This window comes from Flavobacterium sp., assembly GCF_035760125.1.
GTDB lineage: Bacteria > Bacteroidota > Bacteroidia > Flavobacteriales > Flavobacteriaceae > Flavobacterium.
Genome location: NZ_DASTTN010000331.1, coordinates 1 through 20,059 on the forward strand (window position 1 = coordinate 1; position 20,059 = coordinate 20,059).

Below are 20,059 nucleotides of genomic sequence, written 5' to 3' on the forward strand. Positions count from 1 at the left end.
GTAATTCTTCTTGCCTTTTGTTACGGAATAATCTTCAATAGGACCTTTAAAATCCAAACCACCACTGCCTCCACCATAAGCCACTCCTGCATAGGCTCTTCCAAAATAAGGCATTTCACTGTGAATGGAATCATTTTTGAATCGCAAATAATTTGGGTTTGTAGTCAAATCAATGCTTCTGCCCCCTTGAGGATAGGCCATTACACCTGTAAACTCAAACTCTTTGGAATCAATAAGAGCTTCCACTTCTTTTTGTTTTGCCAGTTTTTTTTCCTCTTTTATTTGCTGTTTCGTTTTTTCCTGTGCAAAACCAATTAGCATTGAAAAAGAAAGAAAAAAAGATAATACTACTGTTTTCATAAGTCTCTTTTTTTTATGATAAAACGAATAAATTCTAAAATTAATCTTGATGGGTAAATCGCATCATCACAATATTACCTAACAAAAAGTTTAACGTTTTCCCATCATCAGTAATTGTGTACGACTCTATTTTATTTAGAGTATCCATGTATACTGAATCCCCATTACCTTCACAAGCCATCATAGTCATGCCAATTTTTGCATCTTTAAAATTAATTTTGGCTCCATCCATAAGCAAAGCTCCAAAATACTGATTACAGCTATTGTTGCCTGCAATTTTATTTTCTTTCAAATCGAATGCGATTGTCGGTTTTTTATTGGGGAACAAACCATCAAAAGCAATTTTAGGTCCTGTAATATATTTTAACTCCCAAGTACCTTCAAGTGATGTAGTTTTCACGGCTGATTTTGATGTATTACATGAAACAAAACTCATGCAAACAAACACTAAAAACAAAACTATTCTACTCATGGTCAATTATTTAAAATTAAAATTATGCTATGTAAAAATAAGAAAAATTAATAAGAAAAAGATGTTTTGAATTCTAATTTGCATTTTAAAAAAGGTATCATTATTTTCGTAAAAAAGAAAAAACACCATGACACTACTTGGAATAGGTTCCCGAATTGAGCACCCTGAATATGGAAAAGGAGTAATAACTAATGTTTCTTCCAAAGAGTATTGGGTAACGTTTATAGAAAATGGACTAGAAACCATCCCTTTGAACGATGAGTTTAAAGTTATCGAAGCTACTGTAGACGAAGTCGATACCGTAAGTTTTTCAGAAGTGGAGCAGAGTTTACGAGACCTTTTGAAAAAATGGTCGGATGTTTCCGAAATTGTACCGATTGGAGATAAATGGAAAGGCGGAAAAATGATTCTGGAACCGGGCCAGCCTGGATTAGCCTCCAAAGAAATTCCGATTGACACTTTTTTCCATAAAATCATAATGGTTCGTGATCGCTTGCGCGTAATGGAACAAAAAATAAACAGTAGCAAAATTGAAGAAATAGAAAAGATAGAATTACAACAATACATAACCCGTATTTATGGTAGCTTAACTTCTTTCAATATATTGTTTAAATCTCCAACCAACCATTTTGTTGGAGAAAAGTCAAAATAGATTTTAAGAAACAATTAATTTTAATACGCTTTTTTATACGTAATTTTATAATCCAATTATAATTTTTTAAAATCATGAAAAAAATATTCTTTTCTGTCGCTGTAATTATCGCCGTAATTATTGGCTGTAAGACTAATAGCAAATCTAGTGATGCTAAAAGCCTTAACCTTGCTTTTGAATCAAAAAGCAATAGTAAAGTAACGGGAACAGCCACTTTTACTGAAAAAAATGGCAAAGTAACTTTTGTTGCAAAAATTGCTGGATTACAACCTGGAATTCATGCTATTCACATTCATGAAAAATCAGATTGTTCTGCCGCTGACGGAAGTTCGGCAGGAGGACACTGGAATCCTACCTTCAAAAAACATGGAAAATGGGGAGAAGGAGAATATCACAAAGGAGATATAGGTAATTTTACAGCTGACCAAAAAGGAAACGGAACTATTACTTTGACAACAGATGAATGGTGTATTGGTTGTGGCGATGCTACAAAAGACATCATGGGCAAAGGACTTATAGTTCATCAAGGTGCCGATGACTTTGTAACCCAACCATCAGGAAATGCTGGAGCAAGAGTAGCTTGTTCCTCCATAATAAAATAAGTAGAAATTTCTCTTGAAGGAAAAAGAACATCTCTATTTCAAAAACGCATCAGATTGGCGAGAATGGTTGCATAACAATCATCATTCGTCAACTGGTGTATATTTGATTTTCTATAAAGTAAATAGTCCTTTTGAGAGCATGCGTTGGGAAGAAGCTGTTCAAGTAGCCATTTGCTATGGTTGGATTGATTCAACTGTTAGAAATGTGGATGAACACAGTCGAAAGCAAATCTTTTCCCCTAGAAAAAGTAAAAGTGTCTGGAGTAAACTCAACAAAAACTATATCGAAAAGCTCATTGCAGATAATCTTATGCACGAAAGTGGCTTGGCTAAAATTGAAATTGCCAAACAAAATGGTTCATGGACTTCATTAGACGCCGTTGAAGATTTAATAATTCCTGAGGATTTAGAGAAAGCATTCGAACAAAATCAGATAGCTTTTGAGAACTATAACAACTTCAGTCCTTCCTACCGAAAAAACTATCTATATTGGCTTAATCAAGCCAAAAGAACTGAAACCAGAAACAATAGAATTGCCATCATAATTGACCTTTGCCAGCAAAATAAAAAATCAAGAGACTGATTAGAACATTCTTTTTTTTTCCAGTAAAAAGCATTTCTAAGCCTTTAGACATTAAAATCGGGTATTAAAAATACTTTGATTTACTTAATCTTAATTTTCTTCGATTGAAAAAAGAGAATTTCACAAAAATTTCCAAAGAGCTTATTTTATAAATCTAAGAAGTACATATTGATTCATAAAAAAACATAGCTTTGCATAATCAAAATTAAGCAATGATTAACCCTTCAGCATCTGGTTGGATAGATAAATTCTTTACAAAGCTAAAGTTATCAGAACACACTGTATCTGAAACGGAAGATAGTTTTTATCAAAAATTAAGGAATACTGGTTTTATCTACGGTCATATCATTTCATTTGACACTCCTTTTGAAATAAAAACCAAGGGCTGGTTCAAAGAAGAAATTTCCAAAATAGCCTTACTAAATGCATTATATGGTATTTTTTCATTAACAAATAAAGAAAAAGATTCGTCTCTATTTGTTGAACAAGCCAATGCTTTTTACAAACAAATGCATCCGGAAGGCTTTAGTTTATTCAAAAAAATACTGCCCAAAAACAATACAGTTCTAACGTTGGAAAACATAATTGACCAACGCGTACAAACAAATGAAAGCATAATCAATAAAAACTTTTCGCATTTAGTTACCAATGCTCTTCTATTTATTGATGTTTTGGCTTTTCGCCAATACTTGATTCATGGTCAAATTCCTGAAAAATATCTTAAGAAAATTGAAGAAACTGTTGTCAATATTGTAACTCTGGCTTTAAAAATAAAAACCAATAAATCGCAATACGATGATTTGTTGATCAAATTATTTGAAGCCTCAATTCGCTACAGTAAGTTTTCAAAGAAAGAAAACATAACTTTAGAGAATTTAGAGTTAGACTATTTCGATGCCGAATTGGAAAAAAAATATCTAATTGATATAGCGGGAATGGCATTATGGAGTGATGGAGTTATTGAAAATAATGAAGCTTACTTTTTGCACACACTAGCAGAAACCTTACTAATTGAAGATGATTTTGTTGCAAAAAGCATTGTCAGCACTGATGGATTTATTGCCAAACACAAAAAAGACATCCCCTATTTTAATTATTCAAATCCGGTAAAACATTTTTACGATCAAACCACGAAAAGTGTCATTACTTTGATTTCACGCAATAAATCGAGATTAGTAAAAGAGATACTTGAAAGTAAAGAATTGATGCTGCTTTTGGCGCATTCTACACATAGAGATTTGGACGAAAAGGAGAAGAAAAAGGTAAAAAAACAATTATTGGATATTTGTAAAACTGTGCCTTCATTGACCATATTTTTACTTCCTGGGGGCAGTTTATTACTTCCCATTTTGATTAAATTTATTCCCACACTATTGCCTTCTTCATTCAATGAAAATTTAGATAATGACGATTAAAAAAAAAAAAAAACCGCTCGAAAGCGGTTTTTTTTTAAAGCTAATTAATCTTACAGTTTCAACTGATATACATCTTCTAAATTGATATCAGAACTAAAGTTTACACCCAAATCTGTAACAAATCCAGAATTTAATCCATAAACCCAACCATGTAAGGAAAGCTCTTGACCACTCTTCCAAGCAGCTTGTACTATTGACGTTTTGGCCAAGTCATAGACTTGTTCCTTTACGTTTATTTCTACAAATTTATTGAACCTCTCATTTTCATTAATAATCGAATCCAAGTACGTATGATGCAAACGATACACATCTTTTATATGTCGGATCCAGTTATCGATAATTCCAATAGAATCATTACCCATAGCTGCTTTAACTCCTCCGCATCCATAATGACCGCAAACAATAACATGCTTTACTTTAAGTACATTGACTGCATAATCTAGAACGCTTAACATGTTCATATCCGAATGAATAACCATATTAGCAATGTTTCTATGTACAAAAACTTCACCTGGTTTTGCACCAATAATTTCATTTGCAGGAACTCGACTATCCGAACAACCTATCCAAAGCAATGGAGGATTCTGCCCTTTTGCTAAATCATTAAAATACTCAGGGTCCAATGCTAATTGATTTTCAACCCATTCCTTATTATTATCTAATATTTTTTTATAAAAATCGCTCATTTTAATTCTTTTTTAGTTCTATTTTTTAAGTTAAATATAATACAAAGTAACATTATAAAAGATTTAATACTTTTATAATCACAAATTATTCTGGAAACTCTTCTTTTACAACTTTCGTTTTGACCATTTCTCTTTTTACGAAATCGTAATGATGCTCTATGCTTACATGGTTCTGAGTTTCTGCGCTATTCTCCAAGGCGTATTCTTTTTTGAATCCTTTTAGTTTTACTTTAATATTATCATCAATTGCTCTCGTTGTTTTAAATTCATGTATTAAATCCAAAATATCGTGAGCTATATAAACAGTATCGTGGGCATTGATAACAACTTTGCTGTTTTCAGGTATATTTGCCAATGTCAATTTGATGGCCGCTTTATTCAAAAAAGAAACTTCTTGAGCCAAATCGATATTAATAACATCACCATCAACGTACTCCTCTTTTCTAAAACTATAAGCTCTTTTAAGATTTCCTCGTAAAATAAATACAATACTAATTGCAATTCCTAAAGCAACTCCTTTTAATAAATCAGTAAATACAACACCTAAAAAAGTAGCTATAAATGGCAAAAACTGATATTTTCCATAATGCCAAAAATGCTTGAATGTTGCTGGTTTTGCTAATTTGTAACCAACTAGAATCAATACAGCGGCCAATGTTGCCAAAGGTATCTTATTCAAAAGAAAAGGAATTGTAAGCACACATACCAGTAATAATACTCCATGAATTATTGCTGATAATTTTGATTTAGCCCCAGCTGCATTATTTGCAGAAGAACGAACAACAACAGATGTCATAGGTAATCCTCCCAAAAGTGAACTCACTATATTTCCTATTCCTTGCGCTTTTAATTCAACATTAGTATTGGTAAAACGCTTATGAACATCCATTCTATCTGAAGCTTCAATACACAATAACGTTTCAATGGAAGCTACAATGGCAATAGTCAAACCTACAATCCAAACTTTTGGATTCATTATTCCGGCAAAATTAGGCGTTATAATAATTGCTTTAAATTCTTCTACACTTGTTGGGATTGGTAACGAAACTAAATGCTCTTTTCCGATAGCTAAAGAACTTCCTGAAGCAGTAAAAAACTCATTTAATAAAACTCCAACAACTACAGCAACCAATGCACCAGGAACCAACTTTAATTTCTTTAAAGCAGGAACTTTATCCCACATAATTAAAATCGCGACTGAAATTAATGTAATCAATATTGCACCCAATTGTAGGTGATTGAAAACACCGAATAAAGCCGAAAAAGTATTATCACTTCCTTGCAGGAAAGCTTCATCCCCTTCAAAATCTGCGTCGTATCCAAAAGCATGAGGTAATTGCTTCATGATAATAATGACACCAATACCAGCTAGCATTCCTTCAATTACATTGGTTGGAAAGTAATTAGAAATGCTTCCTGCTTTTAGAAAACCCAATGCCAATTGAATTAATCCAGCAATAAAAACTGCTGTTAAAAAGACATCAAAAGCTCCCAAATCGGTGATTGCAGTTAATATAATGGCGGTTAAACCCGCTGCTGGTCCTGAAACACTTATTTGAGACTGACTCAAATACCCAACAACAATACCTCCAATTATTCCTGCTATAATTCCTGAAAACAAAGGAGCTCCAGAAGCCATTGCAATTCCTAAACAAAGTGGTAATGCCACTAAAAAGACGACTAAACCAGAAGCAAAATCTGATTTAAAATGAGTAAATAGATTAGTGTTTTTTGACATAATATAAATTCATTATAAAAGTTTAAATTCATTTTTTACTACAATACAATATTGCAGTGGTAGGTAGATAATCAATGTTCAAACATTGATATCCCAAAAAAGAATACCACAATCATTATAGCAGCATTTATTTTTGCAAAAAATCCAATTAATTAGGATCGAAAAACCAAAATCGGTTTTGCTTAACAAAAATTAAATAATTCACTCTCAGTATTTTGAATTAAAATTAGAGCAAATTCCATGATTACAACAACAATTAATCAACAAATTAAAAATTTGTCTCATTAACTGCTAAAACCATCAATCGATAATGAAAATTGGTAAAAAATTAAACTTTATTTGGAGGAGGGATAAATATGGAAGCACAAATTAAATCGTGCTTAGATAAATTTTCAAAAATTATAAGACCAGAGCTCTTTTCCGAATCAAAAAATGACATTTCTAAAAAAGGGTTGAACGTATAATATTTTATATCATGTTTTATTTCTTCAATAGAGGAAGAAGGAGTATTACAATCTTCACATAGGCTCGTAGCATCTTTGTCTTTTTCCAAGCAAGCAACAATTGTTGGGCCTGCCAGAAATAAAACGAAAAACAATAATACGATACTTGCAAAAACTTTCATGTCGGCAAAAGTAAAGGATAGAAATTGAATTAAAAAATGAGTTCTATAAAATTAATTTATTTTTAACACGAAAAAAAAGCCTAAGAAATACAACATATTAATTAGGCTTTCTTTAAAATTAGTTTGATTTATATACTCTCTTCTAACCAAGCGTTCATCATCCAAATGGTTTTTTCCTGTTCTACTATAAAATCACTCATCATAGAATTGGTACCTTCATCATTTATTTCTGATGCTTTATTTAGAATTTCTCTTTCTATTTTTAACAGCTGAGAGAGCGAACTTACTATTAATTCAATACCTGCTACATCATTTGAAATATTCTTTCCAACGGGTAATTGGTTAAATTTAATGTAATCTTCAAAAGTATGTAATGGCCTTCCACCTAATGTCAAAACTCTTTCGGCGATTAAATCAATTTTTAACTGGGAGTCATTGTATAATTCTTCAAATTTAAGATGCAAATCAAAGAAACGTCTTCCTCTAATATTCCAATGTAAGCCTCTTAAACTTTGATAATAAATTTGATAATTCGACAAAAGTACATTCAGTTCAACTATTATAACCTCTGACTCTTCTACTGGTAATCCAATTGTATTTAGTTTCATGCTTTCTGTTTTATTTATTTAGTATTCCAACTTTTGTTTGGAACTATTTATTTAATATGATGTAGCCTTAAAATTACAACAATACACTACATCTTTCTTATTTTTTATCAAAATTATCTATTAAACTCAAAAAACAACTATAAATTAAATTGATTGTTTTTATATTTGCATAAAAAGATACTATCTGATGACAATCACACAACTTAAATATGTTCTGGCTGTAGCTGAACACAAAAATTTCACTCTGGCCGCCGAAAAATGTTTTGTAACTCAACCAACGTTGAGTATGCAAATTCAAAAAATAGAAGACGAGCTAAGTATACAAATTTTTGACCGTACCAAAAAACCGATCCAACTAACTGATATTGGTCAAAAAATTGTTAACCAAGCCAAAAACATTGTTAATGAAGCCGATCGTATACAAGACATTGTAGAACAACAAAAAGGTTTTATTGGAGGTGAATTTAGACTCGGCATTATCCCTACAATCATGCCCACTTTACTCCCAATGTTCTTAAACAATTTTATTAAGAAATACCCAAAAGTAAAGTTGATCATTGAGGAATTGAATACCGATGAAATAATTACAAAACTAAAAAACGGTAATCTTGATGCTGCAATTGCTGCAACACCACTGGAAGACGAAAAAATTAAAGAGATTGTTCTATACTTTGAACCTTTTGTAGCTTATATTCCAGAAAATAATGCCATTTTTCAAAAAGAGGAAATTGAGGTAGATGACCTTAATATTAATGAAATACTGTTGTTACAAGATGGACATTGTTTTAGGGATGGCATTTTGAATTTATGCAAAAACAGAAATGAATCAGGACTGAAATCTTTTCAAATTGAAAGTGGGAGTTTTGAGACATTAATAAAACTGGCAGATGAAGGACTGGGAACAACTTTACTCCCTTATTTACACACCTTAGATTTAAAAGAATCTGACAGATTAAAACTTAGACATTTCAAAGAACCCAAACCAGCCCGAGAAGTGAGCTTAATTTATCCGAAAAGTGAATTAAAAATTCAAATCATCGATGCTTTAAGAAGCACCATTTCAGGAGTTGTAAAAGGTGCAATTGTCTTTCAAAATGTCCAAATCGTTAGTCCGCTTCTTAAAAAATAATTCATATATAAAAAAAAAAAAGGAACCAATTTGGTTCCTTTTCTATTCCTATGATTACCTTATATGTGAATCAAACATTTTTTCAATTCTGGTTTTTCATTCGTAAAGAACAACAACCAATTTTTTAAATGTTCAATTTCATAAGGCAATAAACTCCTTAAGGCTTTTTTCAACTCTTTTTCAAAAAGCACTGGATCAAAGCTCACTCTCTCGAGTACCATTTTTGTGTAATCGTAAATCATTCTAGACATAACAAAAAGGTTTAAATATTCCGTTAGTAAACAGGTACAAAAGTATTGAAATAATTTAATCTCACAAAAAAATAAATCCATCAAAAACAAATACTATCGACAAATTACATGTTTTATATACAATTCGAAGCTAAATAACTACAATACATGATTTTATCCCTAATTATCAAACTTGTAAAAAACATAAAAGGAACCAATTACTTGGTTCCTTTTATTTATGGATTAACAATTATTAAACACTGTTTCAATTCTGGTTTTTCAATTGTGAAGCTAAACAACCACTCTCTTAATTGATCCAGTTCGAAAGGTAAAAGTGTTCTTATTGCTTTTTCTAATTCTTTACAAAAAAGTACAGGATCAAAACTCACTCTTTCTAGCACAGATTTTGTGTAATCAAACATTACTTTAGACATAATAAATTAAGATTTTTTTGGGGTTAGATCTTGATTTCAACGTGATGTAAATTTACACTTTTTTCGCATACAATTCTTTTTTTTAACATAGAAATATAAAAATTATATCGTTTTCGTAACATTGCTTTATAAATCTATGCGCAAACAAAAATTTATTTTCTAGCCCTAAACATTTCTCTTTTCCCTGGAGGCCCAGCTAATTTCTCAACAGTAAAACCCACTTCAATCATACTTCTCTTGACAACACCTCTAGCCGCATAAGTTACTAGTACTGAGTTTGGTTTTAGTGCTTTGTACATTTTTTCAAATATTGAAGTGCTCCATAATTCTGGCTGAACGCGATAGCCGAAAGCATCAAAATAAATTAAATCAAATTTTTCTATATCGTCAATATTCTCAAAAAACTGTTTCCTTTTTATCAAAGAAAAGGTTTCTGACAAATCGTTTTTTTCTTCCCAATTTATTGAATGTATTTTTTCAAAAATAGTTTTTGAATCGAAAGCATCCAGTTCCTCCAAATAATTCATAGATTGAATTTCATGCTCAGAAATCGGATAGGCTTCTACCCCAACATAATTAATAGTTTGACCTAGTTCTTTAGCATCCAAATAGGTTATAAAAGTATTTAAACCTGTCCCAAAACCAATTTCAAGAATTGAGATACTTTGATTTGGAAACAATGCCAATCCATTTTTTATAAAAACATGCTTAGCTTCCTGTATTGCACCATGTTTAGAATGGTAACATTCATTCCATTCTTTGAGATGAATTGTTGTAGAACCATCCTGAGTACGTATAATTTCTCTTTCCAAAATGTATTTTTTGATGTGATATAGTATTTGCCATCACTATAATGTGTTCAAAATTAAATAAAAGAATTTCTTATCACTATCTAAAAACCATATTTTTTATATAATCCATATAATTTCACTTCAATTTTCAAATAAAATTATACAATAATTAAATCACAGTTAAACACCATAATTAATGATATTTTGACAAGTATTTATCCGATTTTTATTTAATTTTGCAATCAATATTGCTGGTAATAGAAAACTTTTTTTACTGCAGCCATTTTATTAACTAAATAACTATTTTTTTAAACATATTAAGCAACAATTATGAGTACCACTCAAGCCAACAAAATAGAAATAATAAAAGCAGCTACTTCAAAAATAAATGAAGTTGATTTTGATAATTTAAGCTTTGGAGCAGTATTCACAGATCATTTATTTGAATGTGATTACATAAATGGAGAATGGCAACAACCAGTTATTAAGCCCTATGCACCTTTCTTACTTGATCCTTCTGCCAAAGTCTTTCATTATGGACAAGCCATTTTTGAAGGTATGAAAGCTTACAAAGATGACAATAATGACATATGGCTTTTTAGACCGGATGAAAACTACAAACGATTCAATACATCAGCTGTAAGAATGGCGATGCCAGAAGTTCCAGAATTTATTTTTATGGAAGGATTGAAACAATTATTAAAATTAGACCAAGCTTGGGTAAAAAAAGGAAATGGAAGTACTATGTACATCAGACCTTTTATGATTGCTACAGGAACTGGTGTAGTTGCAAATCCATCTGAAGATTATAAATTTATGATATTGCTATCACCTGCAAAATCATATTATTCAGGAGAAGTAAAAGTATTAATTGCAGAGCATTACAGTAGAGCTGCGAACGGAGGTATTGGTGCTGCTAAAGCTGCCGGTAACTACGCTGCTCAATTCTACCCAACTACTTTGGCTAACAAACAAGGATTCCAACAAGTAATTTGGACTGATGATGCTACTCATACCAAACTTGAGGAAGCAGGTACAATGAACGTGTTTTTTAGAATAAATGACACTTTATTAACTGCGCCAGTAAGTGAGCGTATTCTAGATGGTATTACTAGAAAAAGTCTTATCGACATGGCCAAAAAAGAAGGAATCTCAGTAGAGGTTCGTCCTGTATTAGTTTCTGAACTTGTAGAAGCTTCTAAAAATGGAACTTTAAAAGAGATTTTTGGTGCTGGTACTGCAGCAGTTGTTAACCCAATTGCAGGTTACTCATACAAAGACGTTTATTATGAATTACCAAAAATTGAAAATTCATTCGCTTCGTTATTGAAAGAAAAACTAACAAACCTTCAAAACAAATTATCGGAAGATACTTTTGGTTGGACGGTTAAAGTATAGATTGCAGAATTAAGATTTCAGATATAAAAAAAGCGATTTTCTAGATGAAAATCGCTTTTTTATTTTATCACTACTGATATAATTTCTTAGTTTAGACAACTAAATAAGTTTCGAAAAATCAGGTTTGAAATAATTAGGTCCTTTCATTACTTTCCCGTCTTCACGGTAAATAGGATTTCCGTCTTCACCTAATTTACTCATATTAGAACGCTGAATTTCATCAAAAACAGCTTCAATTTTATGTTGCAAACCATGCTCAATAATTGTCCCGCAAAGAATATACATCATATCCCCTAGTGCATCAGCAATTTCTACTAAATCATTATTCTGTACAGCTTCAAGATATTCTTCATTCTCTTCTTTCATCAAATTATAACGAAGTATATTTTTGGCTTCACCTAAACTGGCTATTGGCGTTTCACTATGTCCTATTCTAAATGCTGTATGAAATTCCTTAACAGCGTTGATTTGTTTTTCCATCCTTTATAATTATTTATTTGAAATGGAAAATTAACAACTATTTCTAAACTATTAGCTAAATTTGCCAAAAATTATTCAAACATGTTCAGCCAAGGTCAACTACTATTTGCACTCTGTTTTTTTATCGCTTTTGTCATAGCAATGGTATTTGCTTATCGAAAAGATGCTAACCTACACAAAGTCTTTTACAAAGGAAATTATAAAATCTTAATCGGTTTTTTGATATTCATAGGACTCCTATTTGTTATCAAAATTTATTTTAAGCATTAATTCAAAAGAGATACAAAGTTTCTAAAAAAACTTAGATTCCAAGACTTCAAACTGAAATTTAATACTTTCACTAAATTAAAAACGCCCACATCACTGTGGGCGTTTTTCGTATTCTAACAATGTGTTTTTATTTTAATTTTCTAATGGAAGAAAACCATAAATTTTAGAATAGTTCAACATTTGTTCTGCAAATGTTTTAGGTTGTTCTACCGCTATCGAAATAATTTCTCCTTTGGCATTCACCTTTGGAACCAAAACTGGATTCACAAAACCGCTATAAGGAGCATCAGGAAATTGTTTATTACGCTCTAATACTTCGGCATGTAATTTTTGATCAACTTTCACACCATAATTTTCCACTAACGCTTTTCCTGCTTCATAATCGCCTTCAGATTTAATTCGTTGTACTTCTTTCAACAATTGACCAAATAAATCATGTAATTTATCGTAATCGGTAATATTAAAATAGGTTTTTCCATCACGGTTAATCATTTCTATAACATTGTCATTTTTACCTTTTTCAAATACCCAAGCACTTACCCATTGACGATTTCTCATATGAGCTTCCTCAATATTTGCACCCAATTCTAAACGAACCAATTGAGTCATCAAACCGTTTCTGATGTAACTATCATAAGACTCCATCCCTAGTTCTTTCCAATTATCTACCAAACCAATTTCTTGAATTTTAGGGCTATACAAATAGTACAATCCAACTAAATCAGCTCTTCCTTCCTCTAATGTTGAAGAATAGTTTTTCAAAGTTTCTTTTGGAGTTCCAACGCCAGGATTGATTTGACCAGACGCATGTCCTACTACTTCATGCAAAGAAGTATGTAATTTACTTCCAAGTTCGCCATATTTTTCAGCCAATCTTATTTCCTCATCATCATTGGCAAATTCTTGTAATCTTCCCTTTCCTGCAGCTTTGGAATAAGCATCAATAATATTTCCAAGTGAAACTGATTTAGAACCATAATCTGCACGAATCCAATCTGCGTTTGGCAAATTCACCCCGATTGGCGTACTTGGTGATGAATCCCCTGATTCACCAGCAACAACAACTGTTTTATATGAAACACCAACTACATTTTTCTTTTTGTGTTCTGGTGCCAATGGAGAATTATCTTCAAACCATTGAGCATTTTTTGATACTACTTCCATTTTTTTGGACATATCAAAATCCTTAATTTGAACAATTCCTTCATAAGAACCTCTATAACCCAATGGATCATTATAAACTTCTATAAAACTGTTGATATAATCAATATTTCCTTCAGTAGCTTGTAACCAGGCAATATTATAATCATCCCAAGTTTTAAGGTCTCCCGTTTTATAATATTTAATTAGAAGTCCAATTGCATCACCTTGTTTTTTATTTTCGGCTACTTTTTGGGCTTTCCCCAACCAAAAAATAATTTTATCAATCGCTGATCCATACATACCGCCACTTTTCCAAACTTTTTCTTCTAATTGGCCCTTCGCATTTTTAACCAATTTAGAATTCAAACCAAAAGAATATGGTTTCTTTGGATCTGGACTTTTTTTAGCAGCATAGAAAGCTTCAACTTCTTTTTGAGTGATTCCTTTGCCATAAAAATTGATTGCAGATCCTTCCAGTAATCCCTTTGAAGCATCAAGATTTACTCTTTTTGAATCAACATCATTGAATAAAATAGCAACTATTTTGGGAGACAAAGACGTTTTAGTAGTTTTCAATAAACTATTGAAATATTCTATTGAAAAATCCGGTTTGATTTTTTCGGTTGAATAATGATGGTGAATACCGTTTGAAAACCAAACTCTTTTCAAATAAATTTCAAAATTTTTCCAGTCGGCTGTGTTTTTATCCCCTTTATAATTTTGATAAATATTCTCCAATGCTTTACGGATTGCCAAGTTGTATTTATAATGCTGATCCCACATTATGTCACGACCTGAATTTCCAGCTTGTGTTAGATAATAAACCAATTCCTGCTCTTTTAGAGTAAGATTTTCCCATCCTGGAATTTGATAACGTAAAACTTTAATGTCCGAAAACTGTTCTACGAAAAAATCTGAAGATTCTTTTTGAGTGGATTTTGTTCCTCCATTTTTATCGCTTTGCGCATTACAGACAATCGAAATCGCAAAAACCATGAAAAGACCTGCTATTTTAACTAATTTCATTTATATTTCTTTTAGATGTTAAACAAATAAATACCCAACAAATATACAGTTTCTTTAAATAAATAATAAAAATAAACCCTTGAATAATTCCTATTTTACATATTTATCAACTCCAAAATAAATATTTTCTAAAAACGAAAAATTTGCCAATACAATTTACACCTTAGAATTTCGTTCCATTTAAGTGATTGCACAATCATAAGAGAATAGAATTCCTTCAAAACAATTTAACATTTTATCTCTTGTTATTATACTATAATTAATTAAATTTCTAACTTTACAACAGAAAAACAATCAGCCCTATTATGAGAATTATTAAATACCTTTTTCTTTTATTTCTATTAAGCCTTGTGGCACTAACTATATATATTGCGACACAAAAAGGAAATTTTACAGTAAAAAGTAGTAAAGTAATTAATTCTCCTAAAGCAACTGTTTTTGGCTATGTAAACGATTATAAAAACTGGCAAAAATTCAGCTCATGGATTGCTTCGGATAAGGATGTTAAATTATCCTATTCACCCACAACCATAGGAAATGGAAGCACACTAACTTGGGAAGGCAGTAATGATATTGGCAATATTCAAACTTTATACACAAAAGGGAATGACAGTATTGTTCAAAAAATGGAATTTAATGGTACTTCGTCTGATGTGTTTTTGAGTTTCAAAGACACTGTAGGAGGAACTAAAGTAACATGGAAATCTGTTGGCAAAATGGATTTTATGATGAAAATAAATTCTTTTTTAACTGGAGGGACACAAAGTACATTAGCCAAAGTTTATGATAAAAGCCTAGCCAATCTTGATAAGACTCTTGATTTTGAAAACAACACTTTTAGTGTAAAAATAAATGGAATAGTAAAAAAACTCGAAACTTTTTATTTAAGACAATCCTTTACAAGTAAAATATCTGACATTACTCGAAATGCAAATGTTGTATTTCCAAAGATTATTACTTTTTGCAAACAAAATAATTTGCCCTTGAACGGAAGGCCTTTCATTATCTATCACACTTACGACACAATTAACGATTTGACCAAAGTTTCCTTTTGCATTCCTATAAAAGAACAAATTTTCACTAGCGAAGGAAGTGAAATTTTAGCTGGAAAACTGGTTGCTTTTGAAGCATTAAAAACCAGTTTAACTGGAAATTATACTTATAAAAAAGAAGCATTAGAAAAAACAACTGAATACACTACTAGTAAACATATCCTTATAGACTCTACTTTTTCACATTTGGAAATATTTACAATTGGTAAAAATGAAAGTTTAAACCCTTCAAAATGGTTAACGGATATTTATTTCCCAATAAAACCCAAAGTTATCCCAGCACCCTATAGAAAAGTTGTGAAAGATAGTACTGTGGCCGCTCCAGCGCCATCCACTAAAAAAAGTGTAGAAGAATCCGAATTTTAATTTACTATTCGGATTAAACCTTTTTCATTCATTCGCATCTAAGTTTAAAACAGAACAAATTGCAGGAAGAAAAGGAATTCATTAATGGCTTATTGAACCCTCAAACGCAGAATCAAGCGTTTCAAGAACTCCTGCACGAATATCAAAAACCGCTGTACAATCATATTCGAAACATCGTTTTGAGTCACGATGATACAGATGATGTTTTGCAAAATACTTTCATAAAAGTATTTCAAAATTTGAAAAACTTTAAGGGTGAAAGCAAACTATTTTCTTGGATGTATCGCATTGCAACCAATGAAGCATTGACTTTTTTAAATCAAAAAGCAAGAAAAAGCGGTATTTCATCGGTTGAATTACAAAATAAGGCGATTGATAATTTGAAAGCCGATATTTATTTTGAAGGCAATGAAATTCAAATCAAATTACAGAAAGCAATTGCGGAATTACCAGAAAAGCAACAATTGGTTTTTAAAATGAAATATTTTGAAGATTTAAAATACGAGGAAATATCAGAAATACTGGGAACATCTGTAGGTGCATTAAAAGCTTCTTATCATCATGCCGTAAAAAAAATAGAAGCATTTGTAACTTCAAATTAAACCTTTACGTTATGACTTAGTCAAATACACAATTATGAAAACATTTAAATTAGATAACGAACCAAAAATAGATTCAGGATTTAAAACTCCTGACAACTATTTTGAAAATTTTTCAGCAAACTTGCTTCAAAAATTATCAGAAGAGCCAGTTGCAGAAGAAACTAAAGTGATATCTATTTTCAGAAAGAGAAAAACCCTTCTTATGGCTATTGCTGCAGTTTTGGTGCTTGCCTTAATGATTCCTATAGCTTATCAAGCAAATTCAAAAAGTAAGGAAGTAGATACGGTAACTTTAGAAAATTATTTAGCCGAAGAAACTAATCTAAATCAAGACGAATTAATTAGTGAAATTGAACCAGAAAGCAGTAAAATAATTACCCCTAAAAAAGAATTAGAGTCTGAAACACTTGAAGAAATTTTAGTTTCCAATCCCAATATCGAAAATTTAGTTATTGAAAATTAAACTCAAAATTCTATAAAAATGAATATATCAACAAAAATAAGCACCATGAACTTTAAAAAATTGTATCCAATACTATTTTTATTCTTATCCTTTAATTTTTACGCTCAAGGAGAAAAATTCAAAGAAAAAAGAGAGCAAATCAAAGCAATGAAAGTGGCTTTTTTGACTAGCGAATTAAACCTTACTTCAAGTGAAGCCGAAAAATTTTGGCCACTTTACAACACCTTTGATGATAAACAATTTGAATTGAGACATCAAAAAATGAAAGGCTATTTTAAAAGAATGCAAAATGATGAACTTGATAAATTATCCGAAAAAGATGCTGCCGCATTATTAAATCAAATTGAAGATAGCGAAGAAGACTTATTCAATCTAAGAAAGAAATTTATCATAAGCTTAAAAGAAATTCTTCCTTCGGCAAAAATAATAAAACTAAAAAAAGCAGAAGAAGATTTCAACAGAAAGCTACTTCAACAATATAAAGACAAAGGTTTAAAAAAATAGTTCGCTATTAATTCAAAACAATTCCCGTTTTATAAAATCCAATATAAAGCGGGAATTGTCTATTTAAAACGGATTCGAATCATTTTATTACGACCAGCAGCAATCGCTGTGGTTTTATCAACAAATCGAATAGTATATAAACTTGGATCTTTATTAAATTGCACCCAATTTACACCTCCATCTGAGGAATAATATAATCCTGAAGCTCCAACAACAACAATTCCTTTACCCTTACTGTTAGGTACATATTGAACACAGGAGGCATACCCAAATGCTTCATTATTAGCAATAAGTTTCCAGGTTTTTCCACCATCATCAGTTATCGCTTTATTCTCCCAATTTTGATTCAGTAACTCGTAATTCCCACCCGATATAAACCCATTCTTAGAATCATAAAAATCGGCTGTAAAAATTCCGGTCATTTGCTTTCCTTGAACAATAGGCACTTCATAAACGTTCCAAGAATCTCCTTTATCCGGAGAATAAAAAACTCTTGATTTCTTTCCCCCAGAAACAATCCATGTATCATTCCCTTTTGCAATTATATTGGTATTGCTTGCCGCAAAATGAGCTTCACCCTCAAAAACTTTTGGAAGTTTACTATCCTGTAATTTAGCCCAAGAATTTCCTCCATCATGTGTTCTTATTATAGAAAGACAATCGGTTATGGGGTCCCCAATCGCGATTCCTTCTTTATCATTCCAAAACTGCATACTATCATAGAAAACCTTTTCATTCTTTTCTTGATAAACTAATTTGGTCTTTTTTCCATCTTTAGTAATTTGATACAACAATCCAGGATTAGCAACACTCAATACATATATATAATTAGAAGTTTTGGCAATACTTCTAAATTCAATTTTCAAAGTATCTTCAACTATTGCGTTTTCAAATTTTTTATTGGATTTTAAATCATAGAAACCAAATCGATTTTTGTCCCCAGCATACCAGATGTTATCATGATCCACAACAATTGCTCTAATACTAATTTTATCTTCAAAAAGTGTGTCAATTTGAACGAAACTAAAATTAGCCGATTTTAGTTTATTTTTTTTCTGAGCATTCACAAAACACAAACCACTAAAAAACAGTACAGTTACAAAAAAAATTCTCATCATATGTTCTTTATTTTTTTCAAATATATAATTTTATCCAAGATATATCATCAATAGTATTCATTTCTGGCACAATTGTTGTACATATCTTATCACAAACAATTAACCTATTAAGACATGAAAACGAAATTACAATTTGCCGCCATTATCGCCTCCTTTTTTGCTTTTCAAATGAGTGCACAAAATAGAACCACAATAAACGCAATGAACTCTGAAATTAGTGATAATTTAGATTTGACCGCTGTGTCTTCTATCTTTGGAGAATCAGAAAACTTGAACGATTTTGAAAGAAGATTGAACGACCCGAAACTACAAATCTCAAATTTAGATTTAAACAATGATAATCGTGTTGACTATTTAAGAGTTATAGAATCTGTAGAAAACAGAACGCACGTAGTAGTTATTCAATCAGTTATTGGACGTGATTTATACCAAGATGTAGCTACTATTGAAATCGAAAAAGACAGAAGTAATAGAATTTCGATTCAAATAGTTGGAAACGCTTATATTTATGGACAAAATTACATTTATGAACCTGAATATTGCTATACACCACAAATTTACGCATCGTTTTGGGCTAGTTATTACAGACCTTATTATTCAACTTGGACTTGGAACTACTATCCAACATACTATTATGCATGGAATCCCTATCCAATTTATAGATATAGACAAAATGTTTACGGCTGTGTAAATTATCAAAACACATACAACTATGTAAACTACAGAAGATGTTACAGAGCTCCAGCAATCTACAACTCTTACAGCTGTAACACTTATGAAAGACAATATCCTCAATATGCATTTGCCAGAAGAAACAGTACAATTTCAAACCGATATGAGTTAGATCAAAGAAGATATAATAACGGCAAGGGATATAGAAATGAAGTAGCAAATAACAGAAACAATTCAAGCTATTCCAGAAACAATACCAATTACAATAGTAATACTCAAAGAGAATATACTCAATACAGAACGAACACTGCAAGAGAAGGTTACACACCAAGAGCAGAATCTCAAAGAGATTACACGCAAAACAGAGTAAGTACTCAAAGAACAGAGCCTCAAAGAGAATATACTCAGAACAGAACTAGTTCTCCGAGAGAAATTAGCACTCAAAGAGCAGAATCTCAAAGAGATTATTCTCAAAACAGAAATAGTACCCCAAGAGAAAACAACACTCAAAGAGCAGAACCTCAAAGGAATTATTCACAAAACAGAAGCAGTTCTCCAAGAGAAAACAACACCCAAAGAACTGAATCACAAAGAGGTAATGACTATGCAGGAAGAGGCAATAACAGAAGAATCTAAATAA

At 31.3% G+C, this 20,059-nt stretch carries 23 protein-coding genes; 11 read left to right on the plus strand and 12 right to left on the minus strand.

Going from position 1 to position 20,059, the window contains the following annotated elements; genetic code table 11:
* Both VFS71_RS11740 and VFS71_RS11745 read right to left on the minus strand, forming a co-directional pair.
* Nucleotides 1–360, minus strand: a 360-nt coding sequence (locus VFS71_RS11740) for a DUF4251 domain-containing protein (RefSeq protein WP_326401463.1), incomplete at its 3' end; no start/stop codon positions are given.
* Between the two features lie 40 nt (nt 361–400).
* Nucleotides 401–832: an META domain-containing protein gene (locus VFS71_RS11745; protein ID WP_326401464.1), complete on the minus strand. Its 432-nt coding sequence runs from the start codon at nt 830–832 to the stop codon at nt 401–403.
* A gap of 127 nt (nt 833–959) precedes the next feature.
* Here VFS71_RS11745 and VFS71_RS11750 point away from each other — a divergent pair, with 127 nt between their 5' ends.
* From VFS71_RS11750 to VFS71_RS11765, 4 genes are all read left to right on the plus strand, one after another.
* Nucleotides 960–1,484, plus strand: coding sequence for a hypothetical protein (locus VFS71_RS11750; RefSeq protein ID WP_326401465.1), 525 nt, complete (start codon nt 960–962; stop codon nt 1,482–1,484).
* A 74-nt stretch (nt 1,485–1,558) separates the two neighbouring features.
* Nucleotides 1,559–2,086: a superoxide dismutase family protein gene (locus tag VFS71_RS11755; protein WP_326401466.1), complete on the plus strand. Its 528-nt coding sequence runs from the start codon at nt 1,559–1,561 to the stop codon at nt 2,084–2,086.
* Between the two features lie 13 nt (nt 2,087–2,099).
* Nucleotides 2,100–2,669, plus strand: a complete 570-nt coding sequence (locus VFS71_RS11760; protein ID WP_326401468.1) for a YdeI/OmpD-associated family protein — start codon at nt 2,100–2,102, stop codon at nt 2,667–2,669.
* A 212-nt stretch (nt 2,670–2,881) separates the two neighbouring features.
* Nucleotides 2,882–4,084, plus strand: a complete 1,203-nt coding sequence (locus VFS71_RS11765; protein ID WP_326401469.1) for an LETM1-related biofilm-associated protein — start codon at nt 2,882–2,884, stop codon at nt 4,082–4,084.
* 50 nt (nt 4,085–4,134) lie between these two features.
* Here VFS71_RS11765 and can read toward each other — a convergent pair whose 3' ends face one another.
* The 4 genes from can to VFS71_RS11785 all read right to left on the minus strand — a co-directional run bounded on the left by can (nt 4,135) and on the right by VFS71_RS11785 (nt 7,741).
* Nucleotides 4,135–4,770 carry a carbonate dehydratase gene (gene can / locus VFS71_RS11770; protein ID WP_326401470.1) on the minus strand — a complete coding sequence of 212 codons (636 nt, stop codon included), beginning with the start codon at nt 4,768–4,770 and terminating at the stop codon, nt 4,135–4,137.
* An 85-nt stretch (nt 4,771–4,855) separates the two neighbouring features.
* Nucleotides 4,856–6,508 carry a SulP family inorganic anion transporter gene (locus VFS71_RS11775; protein WP_326401472.1) on the minus strand — a complete coding sequence of 551 codons (1,653 nt, stop codon included), beginning with the start codon at nt 6,506–6,508 and terminating at the stop codon, nt 4,856–4,858.
* A 328-nt stretch (nt 6,509–6,836) separates the two neighbouring features.
* Complete coding sequence (locus VFS71_RS11780; RefSeq protein WP_326401474.1) at nt 6,837–7,133, minus strand: hypothetical protein; 297 nt, start codon at nt 7,131–7,133, stop codon at nt 6,837–6,839.
* Nucleotides 7,134–7,261: 128 nt separating this feature from the next.
* Entirely contained in the window at nt 7,262–7,741 is a 480-nt protein-coding gene (locus VFS71_RS11785; RefSeq protein ID WP_326401476.1) for a Dps family protein, read from the minus strand.
* Nucleotides 7,742–7,928: 187 nt separating this feature from the next.
* Between VFS71_RS11785 and VFS71_RS11790 the strand changes: the two genes are divergently transcribed.
* The gene (locus tag VFS71_RS11790) at nt 7,929–8,870 is read left to right on the plus strand and encodes a LysR substrate-binding domain-containing protein (protein WP_326401477.1); all 942 of its coding nucleotides are present in this window, start codon (nt 7,929–7,931) and stop codon (nt 8,868–8,870) included.
* Nucleotides 8,871–8,929: 59 nt separating this feature from the next.
* Here VFS71_RS11790 and VFS71_RS11795 read toward each other — a convergent pair whose 3' ends face one another.
* From VFS71_RS11795 to mnmD, 3 genes are all read right to left on the minus strand, one after another.
* Nucleotides 8,930–9,121, minus strand: a complete 192-nt coding sequence (locus tag VFS71_RS11795) for a hypothetical protein (protein ID WP_326401478.1) — start codon at nt 9,119–9,121, stop codon at nt 8,930–8,932.
* A 215-nt stretch (nt 9,122–9,336) separates the two neighbouring features.
* Nucleotides 9,337–9,534 (minus strand): hypothetical protein, encoded by a 198-nt coding sequence (locus tag VFS71_RS11800; RefSeq protein ID WP_111409149.1) that lies wholly within the window; start codon nt 9,532–9,534, stop codon nt 9,337–9,339.
* 152 nt (nt 9,535–9,686) lie between these two features.
* A complete protein-coding gene (gene mnmD / locus VFS71_RS11805) occupies nt 9,687–10,346 on the minus strand; it encodes a tRNA (5-methylaminomethyl-2-thiouridine)(34)-methyltransferase MnmD (protein WP_326401479.1) in 660 nt (219 codons plus the stop codon).
* Between the two features lie 309 nt (nt 10,347–10,655).
* Between mnmD and VFS71_RS11810 the strand changes: the two genes are divergently transcribed.
* Nucleotides 10,656–11,723 (plus strand): branched-chain amino acid aminotransferase, encoded by a 1,068-nt coding sequence (locus tag VFS71_RS11810; RefSeq protein WP_326401480.1) that lies wholly within the window; start codon nt 10,656–10,658, stop codon nt 11,721–11,723.
* Between the two features lie 99 nt (nt 11,724–11,822).
* On the opposite strand, the gene VFS71_RS11815 is transcribed toward VFS71_RS11810, so the two are convergent.
* Nucleotides 11,823–12,203: a nucleoside triphosphate pyrophosphohydrolase family protein gene (locus VFS71_RS11815; RefSeq protein WP_116795604.1), complete on the minus strand. Its 381-nt coding sequence runs from the start codon at nt 12,201–12,203 to the stop codon at nt 11,823–11,825.
* A gap of 402 nt (nt 12,204–12,605) precedes the next feature.
* Nucleotides 12,606–14,642: a dipeptidyl-peptidase 3 family protein gene (locus tag VFS71_RS11825; RefSeq protein WP_326401481.1), complete on the minus strand. Its 2,037-nt coding sequence runs from the start codon at nt 14,640–14,642 to the stop codon at nt 12,606–12,608.
* 305 nt (nt 14,643–14,947) lie between these two features.
* On the opposite strand from VFS71_RS11825, the gene VFS71_RS11830 reads away from it, so the two are divergent.
* The 4 genes from VFS71_RS11830 to VFS71_RS11845 are packed head-to-tail and all read left to right on the plus strand — an operon-like array spanning nt 14,948 to nt 17,629.
* Nucleotides 14,948–16,060, plus strand: coding sequence for an SRPBCC family protein (locus tag VFS71_RS11830; protein ID WP_326401482.1), 1,113 nt, complete (start codon nt 14,948–14,950; stop codon nt 16,058–16,060).
* Between the two features lie 59 nt (nt 16,061–16,119).
* Nucleotides 16,120–16,662, plus strand: coding sequence for a sigma-70 family RNA polymerase sigma factor (locus tag VFS71_RS11835; RefSeq protein ID WP_326401483.1), 543 nt, complete (start codon nt 16,120–16,122; stop codon nt 16,660–16,662).
* A 34-nt stretch (nt 16,663–16,696) separates the two neighbouring features.
* A complete protein-coding gene (locus tag VFS71_RS11840) occupies nt 16,697–17,125 on the plus strand; it encodes a hypothetical protein (protein ID WP_326401484.1) in 429 nt (142 codons plus the stop codon).
* 18 nt (nt 17,126–17,143) lie between these two features.
* Entirely contained in the window at nt 17,144–17,629 is a 486-nt protein-coding gene (locus VFS71_RS11845) for a sensor of ECF-type sigma factor (RefSeq protein WP_326401485.1), read from the plus strand.
* Nucleotides 17,630–17,688: 59 nt separating this feature from the next.
* Here the strand turns inward: VFS71_RS11845 and VFS71_RS11850 are convergent, their stop codons facing one another.
* The gene (locus tag VFS71_RS11850; RefSeq protein WP_326401486.1) at nt 17,689–18,747 is read right to left on the minus strand and encodes an oxidoreductase; all 1,059 of its coding nucleotides are present in this window, start codon (nt 18,745–18,747) and stop codon (nt 17,689–17,691) included.
* Between the two features lie 114 nt (nt 18,748–18,861).
* Between VFS71_RS11850 and VFS71_RS11855 the strand changes: the two genes are divergently transcribed.
* Nucleotides 18,862–20,055, plus strand: coding sequence for a hypothetical protein (locus VFS71_RS11855; RefSeq protein WP_326401487.1), 1,194 nt, complete (start codon nt 18,862–18,864; stop codon nt 20,053–20,055).
* The last annotated feature ends 4 nt before the right edge of the window (nt 20,056–20,059 follow it).

Bases quoted from the DNA above. Each gene is read 5' to 3' on its own strand.
- VFS71_RS11780 (WP_326401474.1), bottom strand. From the start codon at position 7,133: ATGAAAGTTTTTGCAAGTATCGTATTATTGTTTTTCGTTTTATTTCTG.
- VFS71_RS11745 (WP_326401464.1), bottom strand. From the start codon at position 832: ATGAGTAGAATAGTTTTGTTTTTAGTGTTTGTTTGCATGAGTTTTGTT.
- VFS71_RS11785 (WP_326401476.1), bottom strand. From the start codon at position 7,741: ATGAAACTAAATACAATTGGATTACCAGTAGAAGAGTCAGAGGTTATA.
- VFS71_RS11855 (WP_326401487.1), top strand. From the start codon at position 18,862: ATGAAAACGAAATTACAATTTGCCGCCATTATCGCCTCCTTTTTTGCT.
- VFS71_RS11790 (WP_326401477.1), top strand. From the start codon at position 7,929: ATGACAATCACACAACTTAAATATGTTCTGGCTGTAGCTGAACACAAA.
- VFS71_RS11755 (WP_326401466.1), top strand. From the start codon at position 1,559: ATGAAAAAAATATTCTTTTCTGTCGCTGTAATTATCGCCGTAATTATT.
- can (WP_326401470.1), bottom strand. From the start codon at position 4,770: ATGAGCGATTTTTATAAAAAAATATTAGATAATAATAAGGAATGGGTT.
- VFS71_RS11810 (WP_326401480.1), top strand. From the start codon at position 10,656: ATGAGTACCACTCAAGCCAACAAAATAGAAATAATAAAAGCAGCTACT.
- VFS71_RS11830 (WP_326401482.1), top strand. From the start codon at position 14,948: ATGAGAATTATTAAATACCTTTTTCTTTTATTTCTATTAAGCCTTGTG.
- VFS71_RS11765 (WP_326401469.1), top strand. From the start codon at position 2,882: ATGATTAACCCTTCAGCATCTGGTTGGATAGATAAATTCTTTACAAAG.
- VFS71_RS11795 (WP_326401478.1), bottom strand. From the start codon at position 9,121: ATGTCTAGAATGATTTACGATTACACAAAAATGGTACTCGAGAGAGTG.
- VFS71_RS11840 (WP_326401484.1), top strand. From the start codon at position 16,697: ATGAAAACATTTAAATTAGATAACGAACCAAAAATAGATTCAGGATTT.
- VFS71_RS11775 (WP_326401472.1), bottom strand. From the start codon at position 6,508: ATGTCAAAAAACACTAATCTATTTACTCATTTTAAATCAGATTTTGCT.
- VFS71_RS11845 (WP_326401485.1), top strand. From the start codon at position 17,144: ATGAATATATCAACAAAAATAAGCACCATGAACTTTAAAAAATTGTAT.
- VFS71_RS11850 (WP_326401486.1), bottom strand. From the start codon at position 18,747: ATGATGAGAATTTTTTTTGTAACTGTACTGTTTTTTAGTGGTTTGTGT.
- VFS71_RS11815 (WP_116795604.1), bottom strand. From the start codon at position 12,203: ATGGAAAAACAAATCAACGCTGTTAAGGAATTTCATACAGCATTTAGA.
- VFS71_RS11800 (WP_111409149.1), bottom strand. From the start codon at position 9,534: ATGTCTAAAGTAATGTTTGATTACACAAAATCTGTGCTAGAAAGAGTG.
- VFS71_RS11825 (WP_326401481.1), bottom strand. From the start codon at position 14,642: ATGAAATTAGTTAAAATAGCAGGTCTTTTCATGGTTTTTGCGATTTCG.
- VFS71_RS11750 (WP_326401465.1), top strand. From the start codon at position 960: ATGACACTACTTGGAATAGGTTCCCGAATTGAGCACCCTGAATATGGA.